We start from the raw sequence: 23619 nt of genomic DNA on the forward strand, positions 1-23619 counted from the left end.
GCCGCGCTACACTGGGCGGCTGCCCGAGCACGGGCTGTCGAGACCACCGAGACCGGGAGCGAGCCATGCCGCGGGAACAGGGCCAGAGGGTCGTGGCGCAGAACCGCAAGGCGCGCCACGACTACCACATCGAGGATCGCATCGAAGCGGGCCTCGTGCTCACCGGCACCGAGGTGAAGTCGCTGCGCGCCGGCCGCGCGTCGCTCGTCGACGGCTACGCGTTCGTCGACCGCGGCGAGGCGTGGCTCGACGCCGTGCACATCCCGGAGTACGGGCAGGGCACGTGGACGAACCACCCGCCGCGGCGGAAGCGCAAGCTCCTGCTGCACCGCGCCGAGATCGACAAGCTCGCCGCCAAGGTCGCGCAGGGCGGCTACACGCTCGTGCCGCTCTCGCTCTACTTCTCCGACGGCCGAGCGAAGGTCGAGCTCGCGGTCGCGAAGGGCAAGAAGGAGTACGACAAGCGGCACGCGCTGCGCGAGCGGCAGGACAAGCGCGAGGCCGAGCGCGCGATGCGCACGCGGAACCGCCTCGGCGACTGACCGCTGCGCGGTTCGACAATCGCGGGGCTCGTCGGTTGAATGGGGCTTCCGGCACTCACCCAGGGCTCGCCGGAGGAAAGGCGCCATGCGCATCGGCATCCTGACGTCCGGCGGCGACTGCCCCGGGCTCAACGCGGTCATCCGAGCGGCCGTGCTCACCGGCATGAAGCACCACGGGCACGAGTTCGTCGGCATCCGCGACGGCTACCGCGGGCTCAAGGACGGCGACGTCCGGGTGCTCAACCGATCGGCGGTGCGCGGCACCTCCCGCATCGGCGGCACGATCCTCGGCACGAGCCGCACGAACCCCTACGAGGGGGAGAAGGGCGGGCCCGAGCGCATCGCCGCCACGCTCGAGCGGCTCGGGATCGAGGCGGTCATGGCGATCGGCGGCGAGGGCACGCTCGCGGCCGCCAATCGGCTCGCCGACGACGGCATCCCGATCGTCGGGGTGCCGAAGACGATCGACAACGACCTCGACGCGACCGACTACACCTTCGGCTTCGACACCGCCGTGCAGATCGCGACCGAGGCCGGCGACCGACTGCGCACGACGGGCGACTCGCACATGCGCTGCATGGTGCTCGAGGTCATGGGGCGGCACGTCGGCTGGATCGCGCTCCACACCGGCATCGCGACGGGTGCGCACGTCACGCTCATCCCCGAGCAGCCGCGCTCGATCGAGTGGATCTGCGAGTACGTGCAATCGGTGTACGACCGCCGCCGCGCCCCGCTCGTCGTCGTCTCCGAGGGCTTCAAGCTCGAGGGGATGGACGAGGAGTACTCCCGCAAGGGCCTCGACGCGTTCGACCGGCCCCGCCTCGGCGGCATCGGGGAGGTGCTCGCGCCGATGATCGAGGAGCGCACCGGCATCGAGTCGCGCGCGACGGTGCTCGGCCACATCCAGCGCGGCGGCGCGCCGTCGGGCGCCGACCGCGTGCTCGCGACGCGCTTCGGGCTCGCCGCGGTCGACGCGATCACGGATCGCGCGTGGGGCTCGATGGTGTCGCTGCGCGGCACCGAGATCGTGCGGGTGCCGATGGCCGAGGCGCTCGGCGACCTCAAGCGCGTGCCAGACCACCGCTACCGCGAGGCGGAGCTGCTCTTCGGCTGACGGTTGCCCGGAGATTCCGGGCGCGCTACCATGGTGGGCTGGCCTCGCCAGCGCGCCGGACGCATCCGGCATTGGAAACTCCACAGCGTGCGACTCGCACCCAGCACGGGGATGATCGGTTTCGACAGCGTCTCGATTGCTGCGGGAAGCGGGTAGAGGATGCAGGGTCATCTCTTCAACGCCCCCTGCAAACCAATAGGTGCCAATGCAAAGCGCACCGACTTCGCCCTCGCTGCCTAAGCGAGCCTGAAGTCCGTCAGACCGGGGTCGCTCTCGCCCCGGACCCTGGCGTCATCTTGAGAGCTCGCTGCGATGCTGCGTCACAGGGCATCGCGGGACTTGAACTGTGACTGGGCTCGTCGACCTAGGTGCTCAGGACAAAGGTCGGAGCCGAGCAGAACGCCACCCTTGAGCTGCACCCGGAGAAGCCGCACGATGTGAGCGTTGGACGGGGGTTCGATTCCCCCCATCTCCACCATCGGTCGAGTCGCACGCTGTGAGAGCCCCCGCTCGCTACTGTCGAGCCATGGGGCTGCTCTCGCGCGCGATCGGAGCGCGCGCGCTCGATCGTGCGCCGTGGTGGCTGTCGCTCGTCCTGGGCATCGGATGCGTCGGGCTCGGCCTCGTGCTCGTCGCTCGCCCGTTCCTCTCCCTCGGCGCGCTCGTCGTGGCGCTCGCCGTCGCGCTCCTCGTCGCGGCCGCCGCCGAGCTGCTGCGCGGCGGGCGGTGGTGGAGCGCGCTCGCGGGGCTCGCGTGGGCGGCCGCGGGCGTCCTCGTGCTCGTGCTCCCGGCGCTCACGATCGGCGCCCTCGTGGTCGTCGTGGGCGTCGCGATGATCGTGAGCGGCGCGCTCGACGCCGTGCGAGCGGTCCGCGAGGGTGTGGCTGAGCGCGGCGCCGACCTCGCGCTCGCGATCGCGGGCGTGCTCCTCGGCGTGCTCGCCCTCGCGTGGCCCGACGTCTCGGTGCTCGCGCTCGCGGCGGTGCTCGGCGCCCGGCTCGCGCTGCTCGGCGTGCAGCTCGTGCGGCGCGCCGTCGATCGAGCGCGCGGCCGCGCCCCGGAGCGCCCGCGACCGCGGCGGCGCGGGGCGCTCGCGGCGATCGCGCTCGCCGCGGTCGCGGGCCTCGCGCTCGTCGGGCTGCAGCTGAGCGGCTCGCCGCGGCCCGACGCGTTCTACGACCCGCCCGCGGGCGTCCTCGCCGAGCCGGGCGCGCTCCTGCGCAACGAGCCCTTCGACCGCGCGATGCCCGGCGGCTCGACCGCCTGGCGCATCCTCTACGCGACGACCGACGCCGACGGCGAGCCGGCGCTCGCATCCGGCCTCGTGGTCGTGCCCGAGCGCGGCACGGCGCATCCGGTCGTCGCGTGGTCGCACGGCACGACGGGCTTCGAGACCGGGTGCGCGCCGAGCCTGCTCGACGAGCCGTTCGTCGCGGGCGCGATGCCCGAGCCGCAAGCCGTGATCGACGCGGGCTGGGCGATCGTCGCGACCGACTACGCGGGGCTCGGCACCGCTGGCAGCCAGCCGTACCTCATCGGCGCGGGGGAGGGGCCGAGCGTGCTCGACGCGATCCGCGCCGCGCAGCGCCTCGAGGCGGCAGCGCTCGCGCCCGAGACGGTGCTGTGGGGCCACTCGCAAGGCGGGCACGCGGCGCTGTGGGCCGGCGGCATGGCGAGCGACTACGCACCGGAGCTCGAGATCGTCGGCGTCGCGGCGATGGCACCCGCGACCGACCTCCCCGCGCTCCTCGACGGCGTCGCGGGCTCGGTCGTCGGCCCGATCTTCGGTTCGTTCGCGCTCGCGGCGTACGACGCCGCCTACCCCGACGTCGCCACGGCCGACTACGTGCGACCCGGCGCGCGCATCCTCGTCGACGCCGCGCAGCGGCGCTGCCTCACCGACCCCGCGACGCTCGTCTCGCTCGCGACCTCGGTCTTCAGCGGCGCCCCGGTCTTCTCCCGCAGCCCCGGCGATGGTGCGCTCGGCGCGCGGGCCGCCGAGAACGTGCCGACCCTGCCGATCGACGCACCCGTGCTCGTCGCGCAAGGCGGCGCCGACTCGCTCATCACGCCCGACGCGCAGGCCGGCTGGGTCGAGGCGCGGTGCGCCGAGGGCTGGTCGATCGACCACCGCACCTACGACGGCCTCGACCACATGGGCCTCGTCTCGGGCGAGTCGGCGCTGCTGCCGGAGCTCGCCGCGTGGACCGCCGCCCGGTTCGCGGGCGAGCCGACGCCGGCGGGCTGCCGCTGACGCCATCGCGCGGGCGACGCTCGACTAGCCTGGAGGCTCCCGATCCTGCGAGGAGGCAGCGTGAGCGAGTACCGGGTCGTCGACCCCTACACCGGCCAGGTCGTCAAGGAGTACCCCACCGCGACCGATGACGAGATCCGTGCGGCGATCGAGCGCGCCCACGCGGCGTTCGAGCCGTGGCGCGCGACGCCGATGGCGGAGCGCGCGGCGATCCTCTCGAAGGCCGCGACGGCCTTCACCGAGCGCTCGCGCGAGCTCGCCGAGATCATCCGCACCGAGATGGGGAAGCCGCTCGGGCAGGGCGTCTTCGAGGCGGAGTTCTCGGGCGAGATCATCCAGTACTACGCCGACAACGCCGCCGAGTTCCTCGCCGACGAGGTGCTGACCACGCGCTCCGGCCTCGACGCGCGCGTCGTGAAGTCGGCGCAGGGCGTGATCCTCGGCATCATGCCGTGGAACTTCCCGTACTACCAGGTCGCGCGCTTCGCCTTCCCCAACCTCATGCTCGGCAACACCGTGCTGCTGAAGCACGCGCCGCAGTGCCCGTGGTCGGCCACGGTCATCACCGAGATCCTCGAGGAGGCGGGGCTGCCCGCCGGCGCCTACGAGAACATCTTCGCGACGAACGACCAGATCGGCGAGATCGTCATCCCCGACCCGCGCGTGCGCGGCGTCTCGCTCACGGGCTCCGAGCGCGCGGGTGCCGCGGTCGCCGAGATCGCCGGCCGCAACCTCAAGAAGGTCGTGCTCGAGCTCGGCGGCAGCGACCCCTTCGTCGTGCTCTCGACGGACGACATGGATGCCGTGGTCGAGTCGGCGGTCGCGACGCGCATGGAGAACTCGGGCCAGGCGTGCAACGCCTCGAAGCGCTTCATCGTGGTCGACGAGCTCTACGACGACTTCTCGACGCGGCTCGCGCAGGCGATCGCCGCGGTCGAGGTGGGCGACCCCGAGGACGAGGACGCGCTCGTCGGCCCGCTCTCGTCGCAGGCCGCCGCCGACCGGCTGCGCGAGCAGACGAGCGCCGCGATCGCGGAGGGCGCGCGCGTGCTCGCCGGCGCGGTCGAGGGCGACGGCACGCGCGTGCAGCCCGCGCTGCTCGCCGACGTGACCGACGCCATGAGCGTCTACCGCGAGGAGCTCTTCGGCCCGGTCGGCACCGTCTACCGCGCGAAGGACGTCGACGACGCCGTGCGCATCGCGAACGACACGCCCTTCGGGCTCGGCGCGCGCGTGTGGTGCAGCGACCCCGAGCTCGCGCGCGCGGTCGCCGACCGCATCGACGCCGGCATGGTCGCGATCAACGACGCGAGCGCCGAGGACTACGACATGCCCTTCGGCGGCACGAAGCGATCGGGCTTCGGCCGCGAGCTCGGCCCGCACGGCATGGAGGAGTTCATGAACAAGAAGCTCGTCGTCGGCTGATCGCTCGAGCCAGCGACGACGCCGCTTCGCGCGCGCCCGCGCCCAGGCCGGTCCGAGCTCCGACTCGGCGGCCAGGGCGCGGGCGCGCTCGCTCCCCGCGAGCAGGCCGAAGCTGAACGCGTGCTCGCGCGCGAGCACGACGTCGCCCGCCTCAGCGGCGACGCGCGAGATCGCCTCGAGGTCGGGCGGCTCGGGGCCCTCGAGCGGTTCGAGCTTCGTCTCCACGTCGCGGTGGTGGGTCGCCATGCCCCGATCGTCCATCGCGGCCCCGAGCGCCGGCCCGGAGGCGGATCAGCGCAGCAGGCCGGCCATGCGCTTCGCGATGATGCCGCCAACCCTCGTGGGCACGAGGCGCGCGAGCCGGTCGAGCGCGCGGGCGTCCTTGCCGATCACGAGCCGCGGCGCGCCTGCGGCGACCGCGTCGACGATCTGGCTGCCCGCGTCGGCGGGCGTCGTGAGCGAGGCGGCGGCCCCCGACGACTCGACGGAGCGCTCGATCGAGACGCCGGAGTTGCCGGTGATGTTCGTGCCGACGCCGCCGGGGAAGACGACCGTCACCGCGACGCTCGAGCCCTGGAGCTCGGCCTGCATGCCCTCGGTGAGGAGCTTCACGGCGGCCTTGCTCGCGCCGTAGGCCGACTGCCCCGGCACGGGCGCGAGCGCGCCCATGCTCGAGACGTTGAGCAGCGCGGCCGCGGGGCGGGCCTTGAGCAGCGGCAGGAACGCGGTGACGGTGTGCACGACGCCCCAGAAGTTGACCTGCATGACGCGCTCGAGCGTCTCGATCGGCAGCTCGCCGATGCGCTGGAACGGGTGGATGATGCCCGCGACGTTGAGCAGGCCGTCGACCTGGCCGTGGGCGGCGAGCACCGCGTCGGGCAGCGCCTCGACCGCCGCGCGATCGGCGACGTCGACGACGTGCGTCGAGAGCCGATCGCCCGCACCGGCGAGCCGAGCGGTCTCGGCGAGGCCGTCGGCGCTCAGGTCGACGGCCGCGACGCGCGCCTCGCGGCGCAGGAGCTCGAGCACGACCTCCCGGCCGATGCCGTTGCCGCCGCCGGTGACGACGAAGGTGCGGGAAGCGAGCTGCACGGTTCCTCCTCGGGATGCGTCAACTTAGTTGACGATGGAGCCCCATGCTATGCGATGGCGGCCTGCAGCACCGCGCCGTAGCGCGCGATGAGGGCGTCGCGGTCGGCCGCGAGCCGCTCGTCGCCGACCGCCCACAGCGCGTAGAGCATGCCGCCGGCGGCCGCGGCCGCGAGGCGCGCCTTGAGGTCGGCGTCCGCGCCGCCGCCGAGCCGCTCGCGCAGCGGCGCGACGAAGCCCTCCTCGTGCGCCCGGCGCAGCTGCGATCCGATGCCCTCGGCATCGCTCGCCCGCAGCAGGGCGAGGAAGACGCCGCGGGTGTCGCCGCGAGCGTCGAGGAGCGCCTCGGCGCAGCGCGCGCCGAAGCCGTCGAGCGGCCCCTCGAGCGTGCGGCGCCACGCCGCCGCGAGCGCGCCGGGGCGCATGGCGTCGAGGAAGAGCGCCTCCTTCGAGCCGAAGCGCCGGATGACGACCGCGGGATCGACGTCGGCGAGCGCCGCGATGTCGCGCACGGTCGTGCCGGCGTAGCCGCGCTCGAGGAAGAGCCGCGCGGCCGCCGCGGCGATCGCGCCGGGATCGGCGGCCGGTCGCGCCACGTCAGGCGACCGTGCCGACCATCGGGCGGCCCTCCGCCGCCCACCGCAGGGTCCCGCCCGCGACGCTCACCGCATCCATGCCCCGCTGCTCGAGGAAGGCGACGACCTGACCGCTCCGCGCGCCCGAGCGGCAGATGACCGCCGCGCCGTCGGGCACCTCGTCGAGCCGCTCGACGATCTCGCTCATGGGGATGTGCAGCGCGTCGACCGCGTGCCCCGCCTCCCACTCGTGCTGCTCGCGCACGTCGACGATCGGGCGGTCGGCGGTCTCGGCGGGCGTGATCTCTCGCATGGATCGAGGCTATCGATCCGCGCTCGGGGCGAGCATCATGGCCGGCATGACGGATGTGCGCACGGTGCTCTGGTTCGACGGCCGCATCGAGGAGGCGGCCGAGCTCTACGTCTCGCTCCTGCCCGGCTCCGCGGTCACCGACGTGATGCGGATCCCGGAGGACGAGAACCCCTGGCCCGGCGGGATGGCGGCGGGGGAGGCGCTCACGATCGACCTGACGATCGGCGGGGCGCCCTTCCAGCTGCTGAACGGCGGGCCGCAGTTCCGGCAGTCGGAGGCGGTCTCGATCGCGCTCACCGTCGACGGGCAGGCCGAGGTCGATCGGCTGTGGGACGCGCTCGTCGCCGACGGCGGCGAGGAGTCGATGTGCGGGTGGTGCCGCGATCGCTTCGGCGTCTCGTGGCAGGTCATCCCGAAGCAGCTCGGCGAGCTCATGCAGGGACCGCGCTCGAAGGACGTCACGCGCGCGATGCTCGAGATGCGGAAGCTCGACGTCGCGGCGCTCGAGGCCGCCGCGCGCGGCTGATCCGGGGCGGCGCGGTCAGCGCGCGAGGCGCTCGAGCAGCGCCTCGTGCAGCGCGCCGTTCGTGGCGAGCGCGGAACCGTGCCACGGGCCCGCGTGGCCCTCGACCGACGTGAAGCGGCCGCCGGCCTCCTCGATCACCGGCACGAGCGCGGCCATGTCGTAGGGCTTGAGGTCGAACTCCGCGACCGCGTCGACCTTGCCCTCCGCGAGCAGCATGTAGCTCCACGCGTCGCCGTACGAGCGCGCCCGCCACACGTCGCGCTGCAGGCCGATGAGGTCGTCGAGCCTGCCCGCGCCGTCCCAGCCCTGGATCGCGTTGTACGACAGCACTGCATTCGCGAGCGACGCGACGCCCGAGACGCGCAGGCGGCGGGGCGCGGCGGGGTCGGTCCACGCCCCGGAGCCCTCCGCGGCCCACCAGCGCGCCCCGAGGGCGGGGGAGGAGACGACGCCGACGACCGGTCTGCCCTCGACCGCGAGCGCGATGAGGGTCGCCCAGATCGGGGCGCCGCGCAGGAAGTGCGCCGTGCCGTCGATCGGGTCGACGATCCACTGCCGCGGCGCGTCGCCCTCGGTGCCGAACTCCTCGCCGAGGATCGCGTCGTCCGGGCGCTCCTCGGCGAGCATGGCGCGGATGCGCTGCTCGACCGCGCGGTCGGCGTCCGTCACGTGCGTCGTGTCGGCCTTCGTCGTGATCTCGAGGTCCTGCGCGCCGAAGCGCGCCATCGAGATGGCGTCGGCGGCGTCGGCGAGCCGGAGCGCGAGGGCGAGGTCGTCGTCGTAGCGGGTCACGCCCTCCAGCGTAGGCGGCGCGTCACTCCTCGTGCCGCTGCTGCCGCGCGGCGACGAGCGTGCCGAGCAGCCGCTGCATCGAGTCGACGCGGCGCTGCCCGAGGCGCCCCTCGAGCGCGGCGATCGTGAGCTCGCAGTACTCCTCGCCCGGCAGGTGCGAGCAGCCGCGGGGGCAGTCCTCGGCGACCGCCGCGAGGTCGGGGAACCCGCTCAGCACGTTGGCGGTCGCGACGTGGCCGAGGCCGAAGGAGCGCACGCCCGGGGTGTCGATGATCCAGCCGGAGCCGAGCTTGAACGAGACGGTCGACGACGAGGTGTGGCGGCCGCGGCCGGTGACGGGGTTCACGTGGCCGACCGCGCGCATCGCGCCGGGCACGAGCGCGTTCACGAGCGTCGACTTGCCGACGCCCGAGTGGCCGACGGCGACGGTCGTGTGGCCGTCGAGCCGCTCGCGCAGCGCCTCGACCGGGGGATCCTCGAGCGACGACTGCCACACCTCGATGTCGAGCCCCTCGAAGTGGGCGAGGAAGGGCGCGGGGTCGGCGACGTCGGTCTTCGTCACGACCATGACGGGCGTGATGCCGGCGTCGAGTGCCGCGACGAGGTAGCGGTCGACGAGCGCCGGCCGCGGCTCGGGGTCGGCCGCCGCGACGACCATGAGCAGCACGTCGGCGTTCGCGACGATGACGCGCTCGACGACGTCGGTGTCGTCGGCGGAGCGGCGCAGCACGGTCGAGCGGGGCTGGATGCGCACGATGCGGGCGAGCGATCCCTCCTCGCCGCTCGTGTCGCCCACGACGTCGACCCGGTCGCCCGCGACGATCGCCTGCTTGCGCAGCTCGCGCGCCCGCGCGGCGGTCACGACGGCCTCGTCGGGCTCGCCGACGCGCACGGCGAGCGTGTACCGACCGCGGTCGACGGCCGTCACGATGCCCGTGATGGCGTCGTCGTGCTCGGGCCGGTGCTTCGAGCGCGGCCGGTTCGCCTTGGGGTTCGGCCGCTCGCGCACGCTCGACTCGTCGTACTCCTCGTACGGGTCCTCGTAGTCGCCGAGCCAGCTCATGCGCTCACGCCGTCGCTCCCTCGCCGCCCGGCCCCGCGAGCATCCCCGCCCACAGCTCCGGGAACTCGGGGATCGTCTTCGCCGTCGCGCCGATGTCGTCGACCTCGACGCCGGGGACGCGCAGGCCCACGACCGCGCCCGCCGTCGCGATGCGGTGGTCGTCGAACGCGCGCCACGCGCCGCCCGCGAGCGGGGCGGGCTCGACGCGGATGCCGTCGGGCAGCGACTGGGCGCGCCCGCCGAGCGCCGCGATGTCGTCGACGAGGGCGCGGATGCGGTCGGTCTCGTGCCCGCGGATGTGGCCGATCCCCGTGACCTCCACGGGCCCCGACGCGAGGGCGCCGAGCGCGACGATCGTCGGCGCGAGCTCGCCCGCCGCGTGCATGTCGAGGCTCGCTCCGGGGATCGCGCCGCCGACGGCCTCGACCTCGAGGCATCCGTCCGCCAGCCTCGACGTCGCGCCGAACGGCTCGAGCAGCTGCGGCAGGAGCGCGCCCACCTGGGTCGTCTCGCGCGGCCAGCCGTCGAGCACGACGCGGCCGCCGACCGCGACGACGGCGGCGAGGAACGGCGCCGCGTTCGAGAGGTCGGGCTCGATCCGCTCGTCGAGCGCGGCGATCGGGCCGGGCTCGACGCGCCACGAGGCATCGCCCACGCGGCGCGCGTCGACGCCGCGCTGCCGCAGCGCCTCGAGCGTCATCTCGATGTGGGGGAGCGAGGGCAGCCGCTCGCCCCGGTGGTGGAGCGTGAGGCCCTCGTCGAAGCGCGCGCCGACGAGCAGGAGCGCCGAGACGAACTGGCTCGAGGCGCTCGCGTCGATCTCGATCTCGCCCCCGCGGACGCTCCCGGTGCCGCCGGGGCCGCGCGCGCCGTGCACGGTGAACGGCAGCCGCGGCTCGTCGGCGTCGACGCGCACGCCGAGCGCGCGGAGGCTCGCGATCGTCTCGGCCATGGGCCGCTCGCGCGCGTGCGGGTCGCCGTCGAACGCGACCGGGCCGTCGCCGAGCGCCGCGACGATCGGGAGGAAGCGCATCGCGGTGCCCGCGAGCCCGCAGTCGATCGAGGAGCCGCCCCTGATGGGGCCGGGCGTCACGGCGAGGTCGGGGCCGAACCGACCGTCGCCGGGCGTCTCGCGGATCGTCGCGCCGAGCGACCTGAGCCCCTCGACCATGATGCGGGAGTCGCGGCTGCGGAGCGGTCGATGCAGCGTCGAGCCGCCGTCGGCGAGCGCCGCGAGCAGCAGCGCCCGGTTGGTGAGGCTCTTCGAGCCCGGCAGCTGCACGCGCGCGTCGAGCCGCGAGGTCGCGGTGGGGGCCGTCCAGGGCCGGGAATGATCGGGGTTCGGCATCGGTTGCAATCTATCGGTCGGAGGCGGATGGTGAGGAGGTGCCGGTGCCGACAGCGACACTAGACTCGCCCGCGATGGCAAGCGAGCAGACAGAGCCCGAGCAGACAGGGCCCGAGCAGACCGGGCCCGAGCAGGCAGCGGCGGCGAGGCGCGACGACTTCGCGGAGCAGGCGATGCAGTACGCGGACCAGCTCTACGGAGCGGCGATGCGCATGACGCGCAACCCCGCCGACGCGGCCGACCTCGTGCAGGAGACGCTGCTCAAGGCCTACGCGGCGTACGGGTCGTTCAAGCAGGGCACGAACCTGCGGGCCTGGCTCTACCGCATCCAGACCAACACCTACATCAACACCTATCGCAAGCAGCAGCGCCGGCCCTTCGAGGCGGCGCTCGACGACATGGCGGAGTGGCAGATCGGCGACGCCGAGTCGTTCACCGCGACCGCCGCGCGCAGCGCCGAGGCCGAGGCCATCCACCGGATGCCCTCGGGCGTCGTGAAGGACGCGCTGCAGGAGGTCCCCGAGGACTTCCGCATGGCGGTCTACTGGGTCGACGTCGAGGGGCTCAGCTACGCCGAGACCGCCGAGGTCATGGAGACCCCGATCGGCACCGTCATGAGCCGGCTGCACCGCGGCCGCAAGCTGCTGCGAGGCCTGCTGGCCGACTATGCCCGCGAGCAGGGCATCGCCGTGCAGGATCCCACCGTGAAGGAGAAGAAGCCGTGAGCGAGACGCCGGCCATCGAGATGCCGCAGGCGAAGCGCGACTGCGCCGAGGCGCGAGCCGCGCTGGAGGAGTACCTCCACAACGAGCTGTGCGCCGAGGACGCCGCGGATGTGCGCGCGCACCTCGCCGAGTGCGAGGAGTGCTCGGCCGAGCACCACGTGGGCGAGATGCTGACCGCGGCGCTCCAGGGCGCGTGCAAGGACCGCGCGCCCGAGGAGCTGCGCGCGAAGCTGCTCGCGACGCTGCGCGCCGCGCAGGCGCAGCACGGCTGATGCGCATGCAGTGACGCGGGGCGGGACCGGATCGGTCCCGCCCCGCGTCGTCTGCGGGCTCACGCGGCCGTGCGCGCCTCCGCCGGCTCGTCCGCCGCGACCTGCACCGGGACCGGCCCGGTCGCGGGGCGCCGCGCTCCGTCGCCGAGGTAGCGCTCCGTGCCGGCGAGCGTGAGGAACGCGGGGTACGCCTCCTCGAGCGCGGTCTCGCGGAAGAGCTCGATCGCCTCTCGGAAGCGGTCGTCCTCGCCCTCGCCGAACGATGCCGCGAGCTCGGCGACGATCGCCTCGCAGCGCTCGCGCGTGACGGTGCGGCCGTCGCTCGTGACCGACTCGTTGTGGATCCACTGCCACACCTGCGAGCGCGAGATCTCGGCGGTCGCGGCGTCCTCCATGAGCGAGTGGATCGCGACGGCGCCGTGGCCGCGCAGCCACGCCTCCATGTAGCGGATCGCGATCTCGATGTTCGAGCGCAGCCCCGCGTCGGTGATCTCGCCCTCGGTCGTCGAGAGGTCGATGAGGGCGGCCGCGTCGACCGCGACGTCGTCGCGCGAGCGGTCGAGCTGGTGCGGCCGGTCGCCCAGCACGGCGTCGAACGCCGCGCGGCACGTCTCGACGAGCCCGGGGTGCGCGACCCACGAGCCGTCGAAGCCGTCGCCGGCCTCGCGCGACTTGTCGGCGGCCACGGCGCGGAGCGCGCGCTCGGTCGCCACCGGATCCTTCGCGCTCGGCACGAACGCCGCCATGCCGCCGATCGCGTGCGCGCCCCGCCGGTGGCACGCCCGCACGAGCTGCTCCGTGTAGGCGCGCATGAAGGGCGCCGTCATCGTCAGCCGCGCGCGGTCCGGCAGCACGAAGTCCGGCCCGCGCAGCCGGAAGGCCTTGATCATCGAGAACAGGTAGTCCCAGCGGCCCGCGTTGAGGCCGGCCGAGTGCTCGCGCAGCTGCCAGAGGATCTCCTCCATCTCGAACGCCGCGGTGATCGTCTCGATGAGCACGGTCGCCCGGATCGTGCCGCGATCGATGCCGAGCCGATCCTGCGCGAGCACGAAGACGTCGTCCCACAGCCGCGCCTCGCGGTGGTCCTCGAGCTTCGGCAGGTAGAAGTAGGGGCCGCGGCCGCGCGCGATCAGCTCTCGGCCGTTGTGGAAGAGGTGCAGGCCGAAGTCGACGAGCGAGCCCGACATCGGCTTCCCGTCCACGACGATCCGGTGCTCGTCGAGGTGCCAGCCGCGCGGGCGCACGACGATCGTCGGCGTCTCGGTCGCCGTGACCCGGTACTCCTTGCCCGCGGGGCTAGTGAACGAGATCCGGTCGCGGATCGCGTCCTGCAGGTTGACCTGGCTCGCGATGACGTTGCGCCACAGCGGGCTCGAGGCGTCCTCGCAATCGGCGAGCCACACCTTCGCGCCCGAGTTGAGCGCGTTGATCGTCATCTTGCGCTCGATCGGTCCGGTGATCTCGACCCGGCGGTCCTCGAGCCCGGGGGCGGGCGGGGCGACCCGCCAGCTGTCGTCCTCCCGGACGTGCGCGGTCGCCTCGAGGAACCGGGGCGTCTCGCCGTCGGCGAGCGCGGCGCGGCGCTTGCGCCGGTCCTGCAGCAGCTGCTGCCTCGAGCACTCGAACGCGTCGTGGAGCTCGAGCAGGAAGGCGAGGGCGTCGTCGGTGAGGACGCGGTCCTGCCCCTCGGCGTGGTCGGTGATGCGGATGCGTTCCATCGTCGTCCTCCTTCGGGTGGGTCTCTCGGATCAGTGGAACTGCTCGGTCTCGGTCGAGCCCGCGAGCGCGAGCGTCCCCGAGTCGGGGTTGAGCGCGGTCGCGACGAGGTCGAACCAGCCGGTGCCGACCTCGCGCTGGTGCTTCGTCGCGGTGTAGCCGCTCGCCTCGGCCGCGAACTCGCGCTCCTGCAGGTCGACGTAGGCGGTCATGTGCTGCTCGGCGTAGCCCTTCGCGAGGTCGAACATCGAGTGGTTGAGGGCGTGGAAGCCCGCGAGGGTGATGAACTGGAAGCGGAACCCCATCGCGCCGAGCTCGCGCTGGAACCTCGCGATCTCGTCGTCGTCGAGGTGCTTCCGCCAGTTGAACGACGGCGAGCAGTTGTAGGCGAGCAGCTGGTCGGGGAACTGCGCCTTGATGCCCTCGGCGAAGCGGCGGGCGACCTCGAGGTCGGGCTTGCCGGTCTCCATCCACAGCAGGTCGGCGTACTCGGCGTACGCGAGCCCGCGGGCGATGCACGGCTCGATGCCGTTGCGCACCTCGTAGAAGCCCTCGGCGGTGCGGCCGCCCGTGAGGAACGGGCGGTCGCGCTCGTCGACGTCGCTCGTGAGCAGGGTCGCCGCCTCGGCATCGGTGCGCGCGATGATGACGGTCGGCACGTCCTCGACGTCGGCGGCGAGGCGCGCGGCGTTGAGCGTGCGCACGTGCTGCTGCGTGGGGATGAGCACCTTGCCGCCGAGGTGGCCGCACTTCTTCTCGCTCGCGAGCTGGTCCTCCCAGTGCACGCCAGCGGCGCCCGCCGCGATCATGGCGCGCATGAGCTCGAACGCGTTGAGCGGTCCGCCGAAGCCGGCCTCGGCATCCGCGACGATCGGCGCGAGCCAGTCGGCGACGGTGCGCTTGCCCTCGCTGCGCTCGATCTGGTCGGCGCGCTGCAGCGCGTTGTTGATGCGGCGCACGACCGCGGGCACCGAGTTCGCGGGGTAGAGCGACTGGTCGGGGTAGGTCTGGCCGGCGAGGTTCGCGTCGGCGGCGACCTGCCAGCCCGAGAGGTAGATCGCCTCGAGGCCCGCGCGCACCTGCTGCACCGCCTGGTTGCCGGTCAGCGCGCCGAGCGCCCGCACGGGCGTCTCGTCGCCGTGCAGCCGCGCGAAGAGCCGCTCGGCGCCGCGGCGCGCGAGGGTGTGCTCCTCGACGACCGAGCCGCGCAGCCGCACGACGTCGGCCGCGGAGTAGTCGCGCTGCACTCCGCTCCAGCGCGGGTTCGCCGCCCACTCGAGCTCGAGCTCGGCGGCCTCGGTCGCCATCCGGGGGTCCTGCTGCTCCGTCACGGTGTCCTCCTGTCGTCGCGCCGAGCCCTTGCCCGGCGATGTCCTGGCTTCACTGTGTGGCAGGGAAGGCTGCTGGTGTGGGATCCCGATCGTGAAGATCTGCATTCCTGCCAGATGGTGCAGGAGTGCCGTATGGTGCGTGCATGACGGCACCCCGAGCATCCGCGCCGCCCGCCTCACCGTCGGCCTGGGATCGCCCCGCGCGCGAGGCGCCGGTCGCGACGCACGTCGACGCGCTGCAGCTCGGCAAGGCGCTCCGGCACGCGCGCAAGCAGCGCGGCATGACGCTCGACGCCGTGCACGCGGCGATCGGCCTCGCGCCGTCGCAGCTCTCGGGCTTCGAGACCGGCAAGCGCGAGGCGCGCTTCTCGCAGCTGCAGCAGCTCGCGGCGCTCTACGGCGTGGGGCTCGACGAGCTCACCGGCACGGCGCCGCCGTCGCGCCGTGCTGCGCTCGAGCTGCGCCTCGAGCGCGCGATGCAGTCGTCGATGTGGCAGCAGAAGCGGCTGCCGACGATGCGGATCGGGCCGCGCACGCCCGACGACGTGCTCGAGACGATGCTCGCGCTCGTAGACGAGCTCGAGCGCGTCGCCGAGGAGCGCGTCGCGACGCCGGAGGAGGCGCGCCGCGCGAACGTGCAGCTGCGCGCCGAGATGCGCGCGCGCGACAACCACTTCCCCGAGATCGAGGCGGAGGCCGCGGCGATGCTCGAGCGCGTCGGCTACCAGTCAGGACCGCTCTCGCAGCACCTCATCGCCGCGATCACGGAGCGCCTCGGCTTCTCGGTGCACCACGTCGGCGACCTCCCGCACTCGACGCGATCCGTCACCGACCTCAAGCGCAAGCGCATCTACCTCTCCCGCTCGTCGCGCACCGACCACGACCCGCGCTCGGTGCTGCTGCAGGCGCTCGGGCACCACGTGCTCGGCCACGCCGTGCCGGCGGACTACGGGGCGTTCCTGCGCCAGCGCATCGAGACGAACTACTTCGCCGCGGCGCTGCTCATGCCCGAGCGCACCGCGGTCGACTTCCTCGCCGCGGCGAAGGCCGAGCGGCAGCTCGCGGTCGAGGACCTGCGAGACGCGTTCGCGGTCTCCTACGAGGCGGCGGCGCATCGCCTCACGAACCTCGCGACCGCGCACCTCGGCATCCCGCTGCACTTCCAGAAGGTGCACGAGTCGGGGATCATCTACAAGGCCTACGAGAACGACGGCGTGACGTTCCCCGCCGACCACACCGGTGCGATCGAGGGCCAGCCGGTCTGCAAGCGCTGGACGAGCCGCGAGGTCTTCGACGCCGCCGACCGGGTCAACCCCTTCGAGCAGTACACCGAGACGCCCGCGGGCACGTTCTGGTGCACGGCGATGACCGAGCGCAGCGCCCAGGGCGAGTTCTCGCTCTCGATCGGCGTCCCCTTCTCGCAGGCCCGCTGGTTCCGCGGCCGCGCGACGAAGGAGCGCTCCGTCTCGCACTGCCCCGACCCGTCGTGCTGCCGCACGCCGCCGGCCGAGCTCGCCGGGGCCTGGGCGGGCCAGGCGTGGCCGAGCGCTCGCGCGCACTCGCACCTGCTCGCCGCGCTCCCGCCCGGCGCCTTCCCGGGCGTCGACGAGACCGAGGTCTACAGCTTCCTCGCCTCGCGCGACTAGCGCGGGACGAGGGCGCCTCGGACCTCGCGGAAGCGATCGCCCGTCTCGGGGCACACCCAGTCCTCGCCCTCGGCGAGCAGGCGCTTGCCGGTCCGGCCGACCCAGCCGATCCGGCGTGCCGGGACGCCGACGACGAGCGCGTGATCGGGCACATCCTCCGTCACGACCGCCCCTGCGGCGACGAGCGCCCAGCGGCCGATCGCGACCGGGGCGATGCAGACGGCACGCGCCCCGATCGATGCTCCGTCGCCGATCGAGACTCCCACCGAGGTCCAGTCCGCCGCGCTCTTCACGCTCAGATCGGGATTCGCGGCGCGAGGGAACTCGTCGTTCGTGAGCACTGCGCCAGGGCCGATGAAGACGCCGTCCCCGAGGCGCGCCGGCTCGTAGACGAGGGCATAGTTCTGCAGCTTGCACGCGTTCCCGATCGCGACCCCGGGGCCGACGTACGCGCCCCGCCCGATCGTGCAGTCGTCGCCCAGCCGGGCTCCCTCCCGCACTTGCGCGAGGTGCCAGACGCGAGTGCGGGCGCCGAGCTGAGCGTCGGCGGCGACGTCTGCGGACGATTCGACGATGGCTTCCTGTGACATCCGTCCTCCTGCTCATGATCGGTAACAGTGTTCCTCAAGATCCTGCCAGGTGAAGCGAAGCAGCCCCACGCGGCCCGCGGCGCGGGTTACATTCCGACTGAAGGCGCGGATGCCCGACCCCGGGGATGTGCGCGAGCACCGTCGTCACGCGCGGAGGGATCCGCGGTTGCGGCGCCCGTGACGCCTTCGGGGAGTTGGCGGACATGACTGGCGGGCTGATCGATCGCGGCTCGCGCCGCGTTGGCGCCGGCAGCTCCGAGCGCTTGCGGGTCGCCGTCGTGGGCGCGGGCTACTGGGGTCCCAACCTCGCGCGGAACTTCCGCGCGAGCCCGGACTGGGATCTCGCGGCGATCTGCGACCTCGACGTCGAGCGGGCGCGCAGCGTCGCAGAGACGGTGGGAGGGACGCCCGTGACGTCCGACGTCCCGGCGCTCCTGCGAGACCCGGCGATCGATGCGATCGCGGTGGCGACGCCCGCGCGCACGCACCACCCGGTCGTGCTGGCCGCGCTCGAGGCCGGGAAGCACGTCATGGTCGAGAAGCCCATCGCCGACACGCGCGAGCGGGGACTCGAGATGGCGGCGGCCGCGCGCAGCCGGGGGCTCGTCCTCATGGCGGACCACACCTACTGCTACACGCCCGCGGTGCTGAAGATCCGGGAGCTGATCGAGGGCGGCGTGCTCGGCGACATCCTGTTCGTCGACAGCGTGCGCATCAACCTCGGCCTCATCCAGCCCGACGTCGACGTCTTCTGGGACCTCGCGCCGCACGACCTGTCGATCATGGACTTCGTGCTCCCCGGCGGGCTCGACGCCGCATCCGTCTCGGCGCACGGGTCTGACCCTCTCGCGACCGGCAAGTCGTGCGTGGGCTACCTCGCGATGCCGCTCGAGTGCGGAGCCATGGCGCACATCCACGTGAACTGGCTCAGCCCCACGAAGATCCGGCAGATGGTGATCGGCGGCACGGAGCGCACGCTCGTCTGGGACGACCTGAACCCCCAGCAGCGACTGAGCGTCTACGACCGCGGGGTCGACATCGCGACCGTCTCCCGGTCGACCGCGCCGGATGCGCGCGCGGCACGCGTCGCCTACCGGCTCGGTGACACGTGGGCGCCGGCGCTGCCGGAGCACGAGGCGCTCTCGGGGGTCGTGGCGGAGTTCGCGGCCGCCGTGCGCGAGCAGCGGGATCCGCGCACGAGCGCCGAGTCGGGGCTGCGCGTGCTCTCGGTGCTCGAGGCGGCGACCGCGAGCCTCGCGGTGGGAGGTGCGCCGCAGCCGATCGCCGCGCACACGCTCGAGGAGGGGTTCGCACGATGACGCAGCTCGAGGGTGCGACCGTCCTGGTGACGGGCGGCGCGGGGTTCATCGGCAGCCACGTGGTCGATGCGCTCCTGGAGCACGATGCCGCCGCCGTCGTGGTGATCGACAACCTCGCGACCGGGTCGAGGGCGAATCTGCAGCACGCTGTCGACGACCCCCGCGTGCGATTCGTCGAAGCCGACGCCCGGGACGTCCGCGTGCTCGACTCGCTCCTCGCCGAGGTCGAGATCGTCCTCCACCTCGCATGCCTGGGCGTGCGCCACAGCCTGCGTGACCCGCGCGAGAACCATCACGTGAACGCGACACTGACGCTCGAGCTGCTCGAGCGAGCGATGGCGGCGCGGATCGACCGATTCATCCACGTGAGCTCCAGCGAGGTGTACGGCACCGCGCGCTACGCACCCATGGATGAAGGGCACGCGACCTTCCCGGAGACGGTCTACGGCGCCGCGAAGCTCGCCGGTGAGGCCTACGCTCGCGCGGCGTTCCGCACCCACGGGTTCCCCGTCACGGTCGTCCGACCGTTCAACTCCTACGGGCCGCGCAGCCACTTCGAGGGCGACAGCGGGGAGGTGCTGCCGCGCACCATCGTGCGCGTCCTGGCCGGCGAACCGCCGCTCATCTTCGGGGACGGCCAGCAGTCGCGGGACTTCACGCACGTCACCGATACCGCGCGCGGCATCCTCGCGCTCGCCGAAGCGGATGCGGCGGTCGGGCAGACGGTCAACATCGGCAGTGGCGAGGACGTCACCGTCAACGAGGTCGCCGACGTCGTGCTCGCAGCCGCGGGCCGCCACGATCTCGCACCGGTGCATCTCGAGCCACGTCCAGGGGACGTCCGACGGCTCCTCGCGGATTCCTCGCACATGCATGCGCTGACCGGGTTCACTCCCCGGATCTCGTTCCGGGATGGCGCGAAGGAGCTCGTCGAGTGGTTCGCGGCCCTCGATGCCTCGCCTGCCGAGATGCTCGCGCGCATGGAGGACCGCAACTGGCGCGGCGCGGAGGCGGTCCGTGGCTGAGCGCATCAGCGTCATGGTGCCGTGGCTCGGCGCGGAGGAGAGCGATGCTCTCGCCGAGGTGGTCGCGAGCGGCTGGGTCGCTCAGGGCCCGCGCGTCGCGGAGTTCGAAGCCCGGTTCGCGGAGGCGATGCAGGCGCCGTTCGCCGTGGCGACCAGCAGCTGCACGACGGCCCTCCAGCTGGCGCTGATCGTCACCGGCATCGGCGAAGGGGACGACGTCGTCGTGCCGTCGCTGTCGTTCATCGCCACGACCAACGCGGTGCGCTACGTCGGCGCGAATCCCGTGTTCGCGGACGTCGACCCTGCCTCCGGCAACATGACAGGACGCACGCTCGCCGCTGCGATGACCCCGGCGACGCGAGCGGTCATCGCGGTCGACCAAGGCGGGATGCCCCTCGACCTCGACGACATCCGGGCGGTTGCCGACGCCCGGAGCACGGTGGTGATCGAGGACGCTGCCTGCGGTGCCGGATCCACGTACAAGGGACGGCCGGTGGGGGCCGGAGCAGAGATCACCGCCTGGTCCTTCCATCCGAGGAAGGTCCTGACGACCGGCGAGGGCGGCATGCTCACCACTCGCCGCGAGGATTGGGCCGAGCGCGCTCGCCGCTTGCGCGAGCACTCGATGAGCATCTCGGCCGCCGATCGCCATGCGACCGTGCTCGCCCCCGCGGAGGAGTACACCGAGGTGGGGTTCAACTTCCGCATGACCGACCTGCAGGCCGCCGTCGGGCTCGTCCAGCTCGCCCGCCTGCCGGAGATCGTCGCGCGGCGCCGGGCGGTCGCCGCTCGCTACCAGGCGGCGATCGCCCCCATCGCGGGGCTGCGGGCCGTCGCGGATCCCGCGCACGGGACCAGCAACTTCCAGTCGTTCTGGGTGGAGGTGGGGCCGGAGTACCCCGTCGACCGCGACGGGCTCCTCGTCGCGCTCGCCGAGGCCGACATCTCGGCGCGGCGCGGGATCATGGCCGCGCACCGCCAGCCCCCCTACCGGGCGCTCGCGCCCGAAGAGGGCCTGCCGGCGACCGAGCGCCTCCACGACGGCACGCTCATCCTGCCCGTCTACCACCAGCTGACCGACGAGGACCAGGATCGCGTCATCGCGGTCTTGCGATCGCCCGGGGGTGATCGACGGTGAGCGAGGGCCTGCTGCTCGTCGGCGCGAGCGGTCTCGCGCGCGAGGTCATCGGCACGGGCGTCGCGGTCGCGGGCATCCTCGACGACGACGTCGCGCTCCACGGCACGCTCGTGGGCGGCGTGCCCGTGCTCGGCTCGACCGATGCGGCGCTCGGCCGGGACGAGCGGCTCCTCGTCTGCGTGGGGCCGAGCAGGAGCCGGCGCGACGTCGTCGCCCGGCTGCGGGCGCTCGGCGTCGAGCGGGACCGCTTCGCGACGATCGTGGCGCCCTCGGCGATCGTAGGCCGCTCCAGCACGGTCGGGCGGGGCAGCATCCTGCTCGACGGCGTGGTCGTCACCGCCGATGCGCGGATCGGCGACCACGTGGTGATCATGCCCAACTGCACGGTGACGCACGACGCGGTGCTCGAGGACTGCGCGACGCTCGCGGCGGGGGTCGCGCTCGGCGGCGGCGTCACGATCGGCGAGGCCGCCTACGTCGGCATGAACGCATCGGTGCGGCCCGGCATCCGCATCGGCGCCGAGGCGACCGTCGGCATGGCGGCGGCGGTCGTGCGAGACGTCCCCCTCGCCCAGACGTGGGCCGGCGTGCCGGCTCGAGCGCTCGAGGTCCGCGCATGACGACGCGAGTGCCGTTCCTCGACCTCGCCGCACAGCAGGCGGAGGTCGCCGGCGAGGTGCTGCCCGTCTGGCGTCGGCTGCTCGAGTCGGCGAGCTTCATCGGCGGAGCGGAGGTCGAGGCGTTCGAGCGCGAGTACGCCGACTACATCGGCGTCGAGCACGTGGTGGGCGTCTCGAACGGCACCGATGCGCTCGAGCTCGCTCTGCGCGCGGCCGGCGTGAGCGTCGGCGACGAGGTCATCCTCCCGGCGAACACGTTCATCGCGACCGCGGAGGCCGTCTCGCGGATGGGCGCCGTCCCCGTCCCCGTCGACGTCGACGACGACTTCCTGCTCATCGATCCGGAGGCCATCGAGGCGGCGATCACGTCGAGGACGGCGGCGATCGTGCCCGTGCACCTCTTCGGCCAGACGGCACCGATGGAGCGCATCCTGCCGATCGCTGCGCGGCACGGGCTCGTCGTCGTCGAGGATGCCGCGCAGTCGCAGGGCGCCGTCGGTCCGGCCGGCCGGGCGGGCGCGATCGGCCGGGTGGCGGCGACGAGCTTCTACCCGGGCAAGAACCTCGGCGCGGCTGGCGACGCGGGAGCCGTGATGACGGACGACCCGGGGATCGCGGCGACGATCCGCAGCATGGCCGCGCACGGCAGCTCCGTGAAGTACGTCCATGACCGCATCGGCATGAACGCGCGGCTCGATGCCGTGCAGGCTGCGGTCCTGAGGGCGAAGCTCCGGCGGCTCGATGCCTGGAACGATGCGCGACGTGCAGCGGCACAGCGCTATCGAGAGCTCCTCACCGGCCTGGAGGGCATCCGGCTGCCGAGCTCGGTGCAGGGGAACCAGGACGTCTGGCACCTCTATGTCGTCCGGGTCGACAACCGCGACAGGATCGCCTCCGCCCTCACCGCGGAGGGCATCGGCGTCGGCATCCACTACCCGACTCCTGTGCATCTCACGGAGGCGTATGCGGCGCTCGGGCATCGCCGCGGACAGTTCCCCGTCGCCGAAGCGGCAGCCGACCGGATCCTGTCGCTCCCGATGTTCCCGCACCTGGTCGAGTCCCAGCAGCAGCGGGTAGCCGGGGCCCTGCGGGTCGCGATCCATCGGCTCTCGGTGCTGGCATGAGCGCGGATCCTGCCTCCGGCACGCTCGCGCAGCGCGCGACGAGGGCATTCGGCTGGAGCTTCGGGAACACGTTGGCGCTGCGACTCGGCACGCTCGCGATCGGCATTGCGCTCGCGCGCCTGCTGGGACCCGAGGAGTTCGGGGTCTTCGCGATCGCCATGGTCGCGCTCATGGCGGTCCTGAGCTTCAACGAGCTCGGCGTCAGCCTCGCCGTCATCCGCTGGCGCGACGATCCCGCGACGATCGCGCCGACCATCAACACGATCGCCGTCGCGTCGAGCGCGGCACTCACCGCGGCGGTCTTCCTCGGCGCGCCCTGGCTCTCGACGCTGCTCGGCGACGTGCGCGCTGCCCCGGTCGTGCAGGTCATCTCCATCTCGATCCTGCTGAACGGCCTCTGCGCGACGTCGGCGGCGGTGATGCAGCGCGAGTTCCTGCAGAAGAAGCGCACGATCGCAGACCAGGTGAACACCTGGCTCGGAGCCGGGCTCTCGCTGCTGTTCGTGCTCCTCGGCTGGGGAGCCATGAGCTTGGCTGTCGGTCGGTTGATCGCGGCGCTCGTCTTCGGGATCATGATCGTCCGCTGGTCACCGGTGCCGTACCGGTTCGGATGGGACGGCGCGATCGCGCGCCGGCTGCTCGGGTTCGGGCTGCCGCTGGCAGCGGCAAGCCTCGTCGTCTTCGCCTCCGGGTACGCCGATCAGATCGTCGTCGGGTCGGTGCTGGGCGCGCAGGCGCTCGGCTTCTACGTGCTCGCGTTCAACCTCGCTGCCTGGCCGGTGTCGATCTTCTCCCTGCCCCTGCGCGCGGTCGCACCGGCGGCGTTCTCCGCGATGAAGAGCGAGCCGCACCGCATGACTTCGAGCTTCACGCGTGTCCTCTCGATCCTGTCGTGCGTCGCCGTCCCGGCGTGCCTTGCGCTGAGCGGCGCAGCGGGCCCCGTCGTCGCCTTCGTCTACGGCGCGGACTGGATGCCGGCGGCCGAGCCCCTGGTCTGGCTCGCGGGATTGGCCACGCTCAGGATCTGGTTCGAGCTGTCGTACGACTACCTGGTGGTGGCTGGACGCTCGGG

At 73.1% G+C, this 23619-nt stretch carries 23 protein-coding genes and 1 other RNA gene; 15 read left to right on the forward strand and 9 right to left on the reverse strand.

Features of this window, described 5'->3' with window-relative positions; genetic code table 11:
• Positions 1 to 65 precede the first annotated feature (65 nt).
• The 5 genes from smpB to L332_RS20960 all read left to right on the forward strand — a co-directional run bounded on the left by smpB (position 66) and on the right by L332_RS20960 (position 5335).
• On the forward strand, positions 66 to 542 hold the full coding sequence (smpB, locus tag L332_RS20945; RefSeq protein ID WP_021010228.1) for an SsrA-binding protein SmpB: 477 nt from the start codon (positions 66 to 68) through the stop codon (positions 540 to 542).
• An 85-nt stretch (positions 543 to 627) separates the two neighbouring features.
• Positions 628 to 1656 carry a 6-phosphofructokinase gene (locus L332_RS20950; RefSeq protein ID WP_021010229.1) on the forward strand — a complete coding sequence of 343 codons (1029 nt, stop codon included), beginning with the start codon at positions 628 to 630 and terminating at the stop codon, positions 1654 to 1656.
• A gap of 107 nt (positions 1657 to 1763) precedes the next feature.
• Positions 1764 to 2134: a transfer-messenger RNA gene (gene ssrA / locus L332_RS29790) on the forward strand.
• Positions 2135 to 2182: 48 nt separating this feature from the next.
• The gene (locus L332_RS20955; protein WP_021010230.1) at positions 2183 to 3910 is read left to right on the forward strand and encodes a lipase family protein; all 1728 of its coding nucleotides are present in this window, start codon (positions 2183 to 2185) and stop codon (positions 3908 to 3910) included.
• 60 nt (positions 3911 to 3970) lie between these two features.
• Complete coding sequence (locus tag L332_RS20960; protein ID WP_021010231.1) at positions 3971 to 5335, forward strand: NAD-dependent succinate-semialdehyde dehydrogenase; 1365 nt, start codon at positions 3971 to 3973, stop codon at positions 5333 to 5335.
• Positions 5336 to 5626: 291 nt separating this feature from the next.
• On the opposite strand, the gene L332_RS20965 is transcribed toward L332_RS20960, so the two are convergent.
• The 3 genes from L332_RS20965 to L332_RS20975 are packed head-to-tail and all read right to left on the reverse strand — an operon-like array spanning position 5627 to position 7312.
• Positions 5627 to 6427, reverse strand: a complete 801-nt coding sequence (locus L332_RS20965; RefSeq protein ID WP_021010232.1) for an SDR family NAD(P)-dependent oxidoreductase — start codon at positions 6425 to 6427, stop codon at positions 5627 to 5629.
• Between the two features lie 47 nt (positions 6428 to 6474).
• On the reverse strand, positions 6475 to 7020 hold the full coding sequence (locus L332_RS20970; protein WP_021010233.1) for a TetR/AcrR family transcriptional regulator: 546 nt from the start codon (positions 7018 to 7020) through the stop codon (positions 6475 to 6477).
• 1 nt (position 7021) lies between these two features.
• Entirely contained in the window at positions 7022 to 7312 is a 291-nt protein-coding gene (locus L332_RS20975) for a rhodanese-like domain-containing protein (protein ID WP_021010234.1), read from the reverse strand.
• Between the two features lie 46 nt (positions 7313 to 7358).
• Between L332_RS20975 and L332_RS20980 the strand changes: the two genes are divergently transcribed.
• Positions 7359 to 7838 carry a VOC family protein gene (locus L332_RS20980; protein ID WP_031223487.1) on the forward strand — a complete coding sequence of 160 codons (480 nt, stop codon included), beginning with the start codon at positions 7359 to 7361 and terminating at the stop codon, positions 7836 to 7838.
• A gap of 15 nt (positions 7839 to 7853) precedes the next feature.
• Here L332_RS20980 and hisN read toward each other — a convergent pair whose 3' ends face one another.
• The 3 genes from hisN to aroA are packed head-to-tail and all read right to left on the reverse strand — an operon-like array spanning position 7854 to position 11041.
• Positions 7854 to 8630, reverse strand: coding sequence for a histidinol-phosphatase (gene hisN, locus L332_RS20985; RefSeq protein ID WP_021010236.1), 777 nt, complete (start codon positions 8628 to 8630; stop codon positions 7854 to 7856).
• 22 nt (positions 8631 to 8652) lie between these two features.
• Positions 8653 to 9693, reverse strand: a complete 1041-nt coding sequence (gene rsgA, locus L332_RS20990) for a ribosome small subunit-dependent GTPase A (protein ID WP_021010237.1) — start codon at positions 9691 to 9693, stop codon at positions 8653 to 8655.
• A gap of 4 nt (positions 9694 to 9697) precedes the next feature.
• On the reverse strand, positions 9698 to 11041 hold the full coding sequence (gene aroA, locus L332_RS20995; RefSeq protein WP_021010238.1) for a 3-phosphoshikimate 1-carboxyvinyltransferase: 1344 nt from the start codon (positions 11039 to 11041) through the stop codon (positions 9698 to 9700).
• Positions 11042 to 11115: 74 nt separating this feature from the next.
• Here aroA and L332_RS21000 point away from each other — a divergent pair, with 74 nt between their 5' ends.
• Together L332_RS21000 and L332_RS21005 are read left to right on the forward strand one after the other, a co-directional pair.
• Positions 11116 to 11766, forward strand: a complete 651-nt coding sequence (locus L332_RS21000) for a sigma-70 family RNA polymerase sigma factor (protein WP_021010239.1) — start codon at positions 11116 to 11118, stop codon at positions 11764 to 11766.
• Complete coding sequence (locus L332_RS21005) at positions 11763 to 12038, forward strand: zf-HC2 domain-containing protein (RefSeq protein WP_021010240.1); 276 nt, start codon at positions 11763 to 11765, stop codon at positions 12036 to 12038. The genes L332_RS21000 and L332_RS21005 overlap by 4 nt, the downstream gene beginning before the upstream one ends.
• Positions 12039 to 12097: 59 nt before the next feature.
• Here the strand turns inward: L332_RS21005 and aceB are convergent, their stop codons facing one another.
• Positions 12098 to 13756 carry a malate synthase A gene (aceB, locus tag L332_RS21010; RefSeq protein WP_021010241.1) on the reverse strand — a complete coding sequence of 553 codons (1659 nt, stop codon included), beginning with the start codon at positions 13754 to 13756 and terminating at the stop codon, positions 12098 to 12100.
• A 30-nt stretch (positions 13757 to 13786) separates the two neighbouring features.
• Positions 13787 to 15061: an isocitrate lyase gene (gene aceA, locus L332_RS21015; RefSeq protein ID WP_031223497.1), complete on the reverse strand. Its 1275-nt coding sequence runs from the start codon at positions 15059 to 15061 to the stop codon at positions 13787 to 13789.
• 167 nt (positions 15062 to 15228) lie between these two features.
• Here aceA and L332_RS21020 point away from each other — a divergent pair, with 167 nt between their 5' ends.
• Positions 15229 to 16731 (forward strand): helix-turn-helix transcriptional regulator, encoded by a 1503-nt coding sequence (locus tag L332_RS21020; RefSeq protein ID WP_021010243.1) that lies wholly within the window; start codon positions 15229 to 15231, stop codon positions 16729 to 16731.
• Here the strand turns inward: L332_RS21020 and L332_RS21025 are convergent.
• Positions 16728 to 17321, reverse strand: a complete 594-nt coding sequence (locus L332_RS21025; protein WP_021010244.1) for an acyltransferase — start codon at positions 17319 to 17321, stop codon at positions 16728 to 16730. The two genes, L332_RS21020 and L332_RS21025, sit on opposite strands and share 4 nt — an antisense overlap.
• 203 nt (positions 17322 to 17524) lie before the next feature.
• Here L332_RS21025 and L332_RS21030 point away from each other — a divergent pair, with 203 nt between their 5' ends.
• From L332_RS21030 to L332_RS0115030, 6 genes are all read left to right on the forward strand, one after another.
• Entirely contained in the window at positions 17525 to 18640 is a 1116-nt protein-coding gene (locus tag L332_RS21030) for a Gfo/Idh/MocA family protein (protein WP_021010245.1), read from the forward strand.
• Positions 18637 to 19665 carry a dTDP-glucose 4,6-dehydratase gene (locus tag L332_RS21035; RefSeq protein WP_021010246.1) on the forward strand — a complete coding sequence of 343 codons (1029 nt, stop codon included), beginning with the start codon at positions 18637 to 18639 and terminating at the stop codon, positions 19663 to 19665. Before L332_RS21030 ends, L332_RS21035 begins: the two co-directional genes overlap by 4 nt.
• Before the next feature lie 13 nt (positions 19666 to 19678).
• The gene (locus L332_RS21040; RefSeq protein WP_031223501.1) at positions 19679 to 20803 is read left to right on the forward strand and encodes a DegT/DnrJ/EryC1/StrS family aminotransferase; all 1125 of its coding nucleotides are present in this window, start codon (positions 19679 to 19681) and stop codon (positions 20801 to 20803) included.
• The gene (locus L332_RS21045) at positions 20800 to 21423 is read left to right on the forward strand and encodes an acetyltransferase (protein ID WP_021010248.1); all 624 of its coding nucleotides are present in this window, start codon (positions 20800 to 20802) and stop codon (positions 21421 to 21423) included. Before L332_RS21040 ends, L332_RS21045 begins: the two co-directional genes overlap by 4 nt.
• A complete protein-coding gene (locus tag L332_RS21050; RefSeq protein ID WP_021010249.1) occupies positions 21420 to 22547 on the forward strand; it encodes a DegT/DnrJ/EryC1/StrS family aminotransferase in 1128 nt (375 codons plus the stop codon). Before L332_RS21045 ends, L332_RS21050 begins: the two co-directional genes overlap by 4 nt.
• Positions 22544 to 23619: oligosaccharide flippase family protein (locus tag L332_RS0115030; RefSeq protein WP_041203887.1), on the forward strand; the 1076-nt coding region annotated here is incomplete at its 3' end. The genes L332_RS21050 and L332_RS0115030, both read left to right, overlap by 4 nt.

The sequence above is a fragment of the Agrococcus pavilionensis RW1 genome (assembly GCF_000400485.1).
GTDB classification, from domain to species: Bacteria; Actinomycetota; Actinomycetes; order Actinomycetales; family Microbacteriaceae; genus Agrococcus; species Agrococcus pavilionensis.

Bases quoted from the DNA above. Each gene is read 5' to 3' on its own strand.
- smpB (WP_021010228.1), top strand. From the start codon at position 66: ATGCCGCGGGAACAGGGCCAGAGGGTCGTGGCGCAGAACCGCAAGGCG.
- L332_RS20950 (WP_021010229.1), top strand. From the start codon at position 628: ATGCGCATCGGCATCCTGACGTCCGGCGGCGACTGCCCCGGGCTCAAC.
- L332_RS20955 (WP_021010230.1), top strand. From the start codon at position 2,183: ATGGGGCTGCTCTCGCGCGCGATCGGAGCGCGCGCGCTCGATCGTGCG.
- L332_RS20975 (WP_021010234.1), bottom strand. From the start codon at position 7,312: ATGCGAGAGATCACGCCCGCCGAGACCGCCGACCGCCCGATCGTCGAC.
- L332_RS20980 (WP_031223487.1), top strand. From the start codon at position 7,359: ATGACGGATGTGCGCACGGTGCTCTGGTTCGACGGCCGCATCGAGGAG.
- rsgA (WP_021010237.1), bottom strand. From the start codon at position 9,693: ATGAGCTGGCTCGGCGACTACGAGGACCCGTACGAGGAGTACGACGAG.
- aroA (WP_021010238.1), bottom strand. From the start codon at position 11,041: ATGCCGAACCCCGATCATTCCCGGCCCTGGACGGCCCCCACCGCGACC.
- L332_RS21000 (WP_021010239.1), top strand. From the start codon at position 11,116: ATGGCAAGCGAGCAGACAGAGCCCGAGCAGACAGGGCCCGAGCAGACC.
- aceB (WP_021010241.1), bottom strand. From the start codon at position 13,756: ATGGAACGCATCCGCATCACCGACCACGCCGAGGGGCAGGACCGCGTC.
- aceA (WP_031223497.1), bottom strand. From the start codon at position 15,061: ATGGCGACCGAGGCCGCCGAGCTCGAGCTCGAGTGGGCGGCGAACCCG.
- L332_RS21020 (WP_021010243.1), top strand. From the start codon at position 15,229: ATGACGGCACCCCGAGCATCCGCGCCGCCCGCCTCACCGTCGGCCTGG.
- L332_RS21025 (WP_021010244.1), bottom strand. From the start codon at position 17,321: ATGTCACAGGAAGCCATCGTCGAATCGTCCGCAGACGTCGCCGCCGAC.
- L332_RS21030 (WP_021010245.1), top strand. From the start codon at position 17,525: ATGACTGGCGGGCTGATCGATCGCGGCTCGCGCCGCGTTGGCGCCGGC.
- L332_RS21035 (WP_021010246.1), top strand. From the start codon at position 18,637: ATGACGCAGCTCGAGGGTGCGACCGTCCTGGTGACGGGCGGCGCGGGG.
- L332_RS21040 (WP_031223501.1), top strand. From the start codon at position 19,679: ATGGTGCCGTGGCTCGGCGCGGAGGAGAGCGATGCTCTCGCCGAGGTG.
- L332_RS21050 (WP_021010249.1), top strand. From the start codon at position 21,420: ATGACGACGCGAGTGCCGTTCCTCGACCTCGCCGCACAGCAGGCGGAG.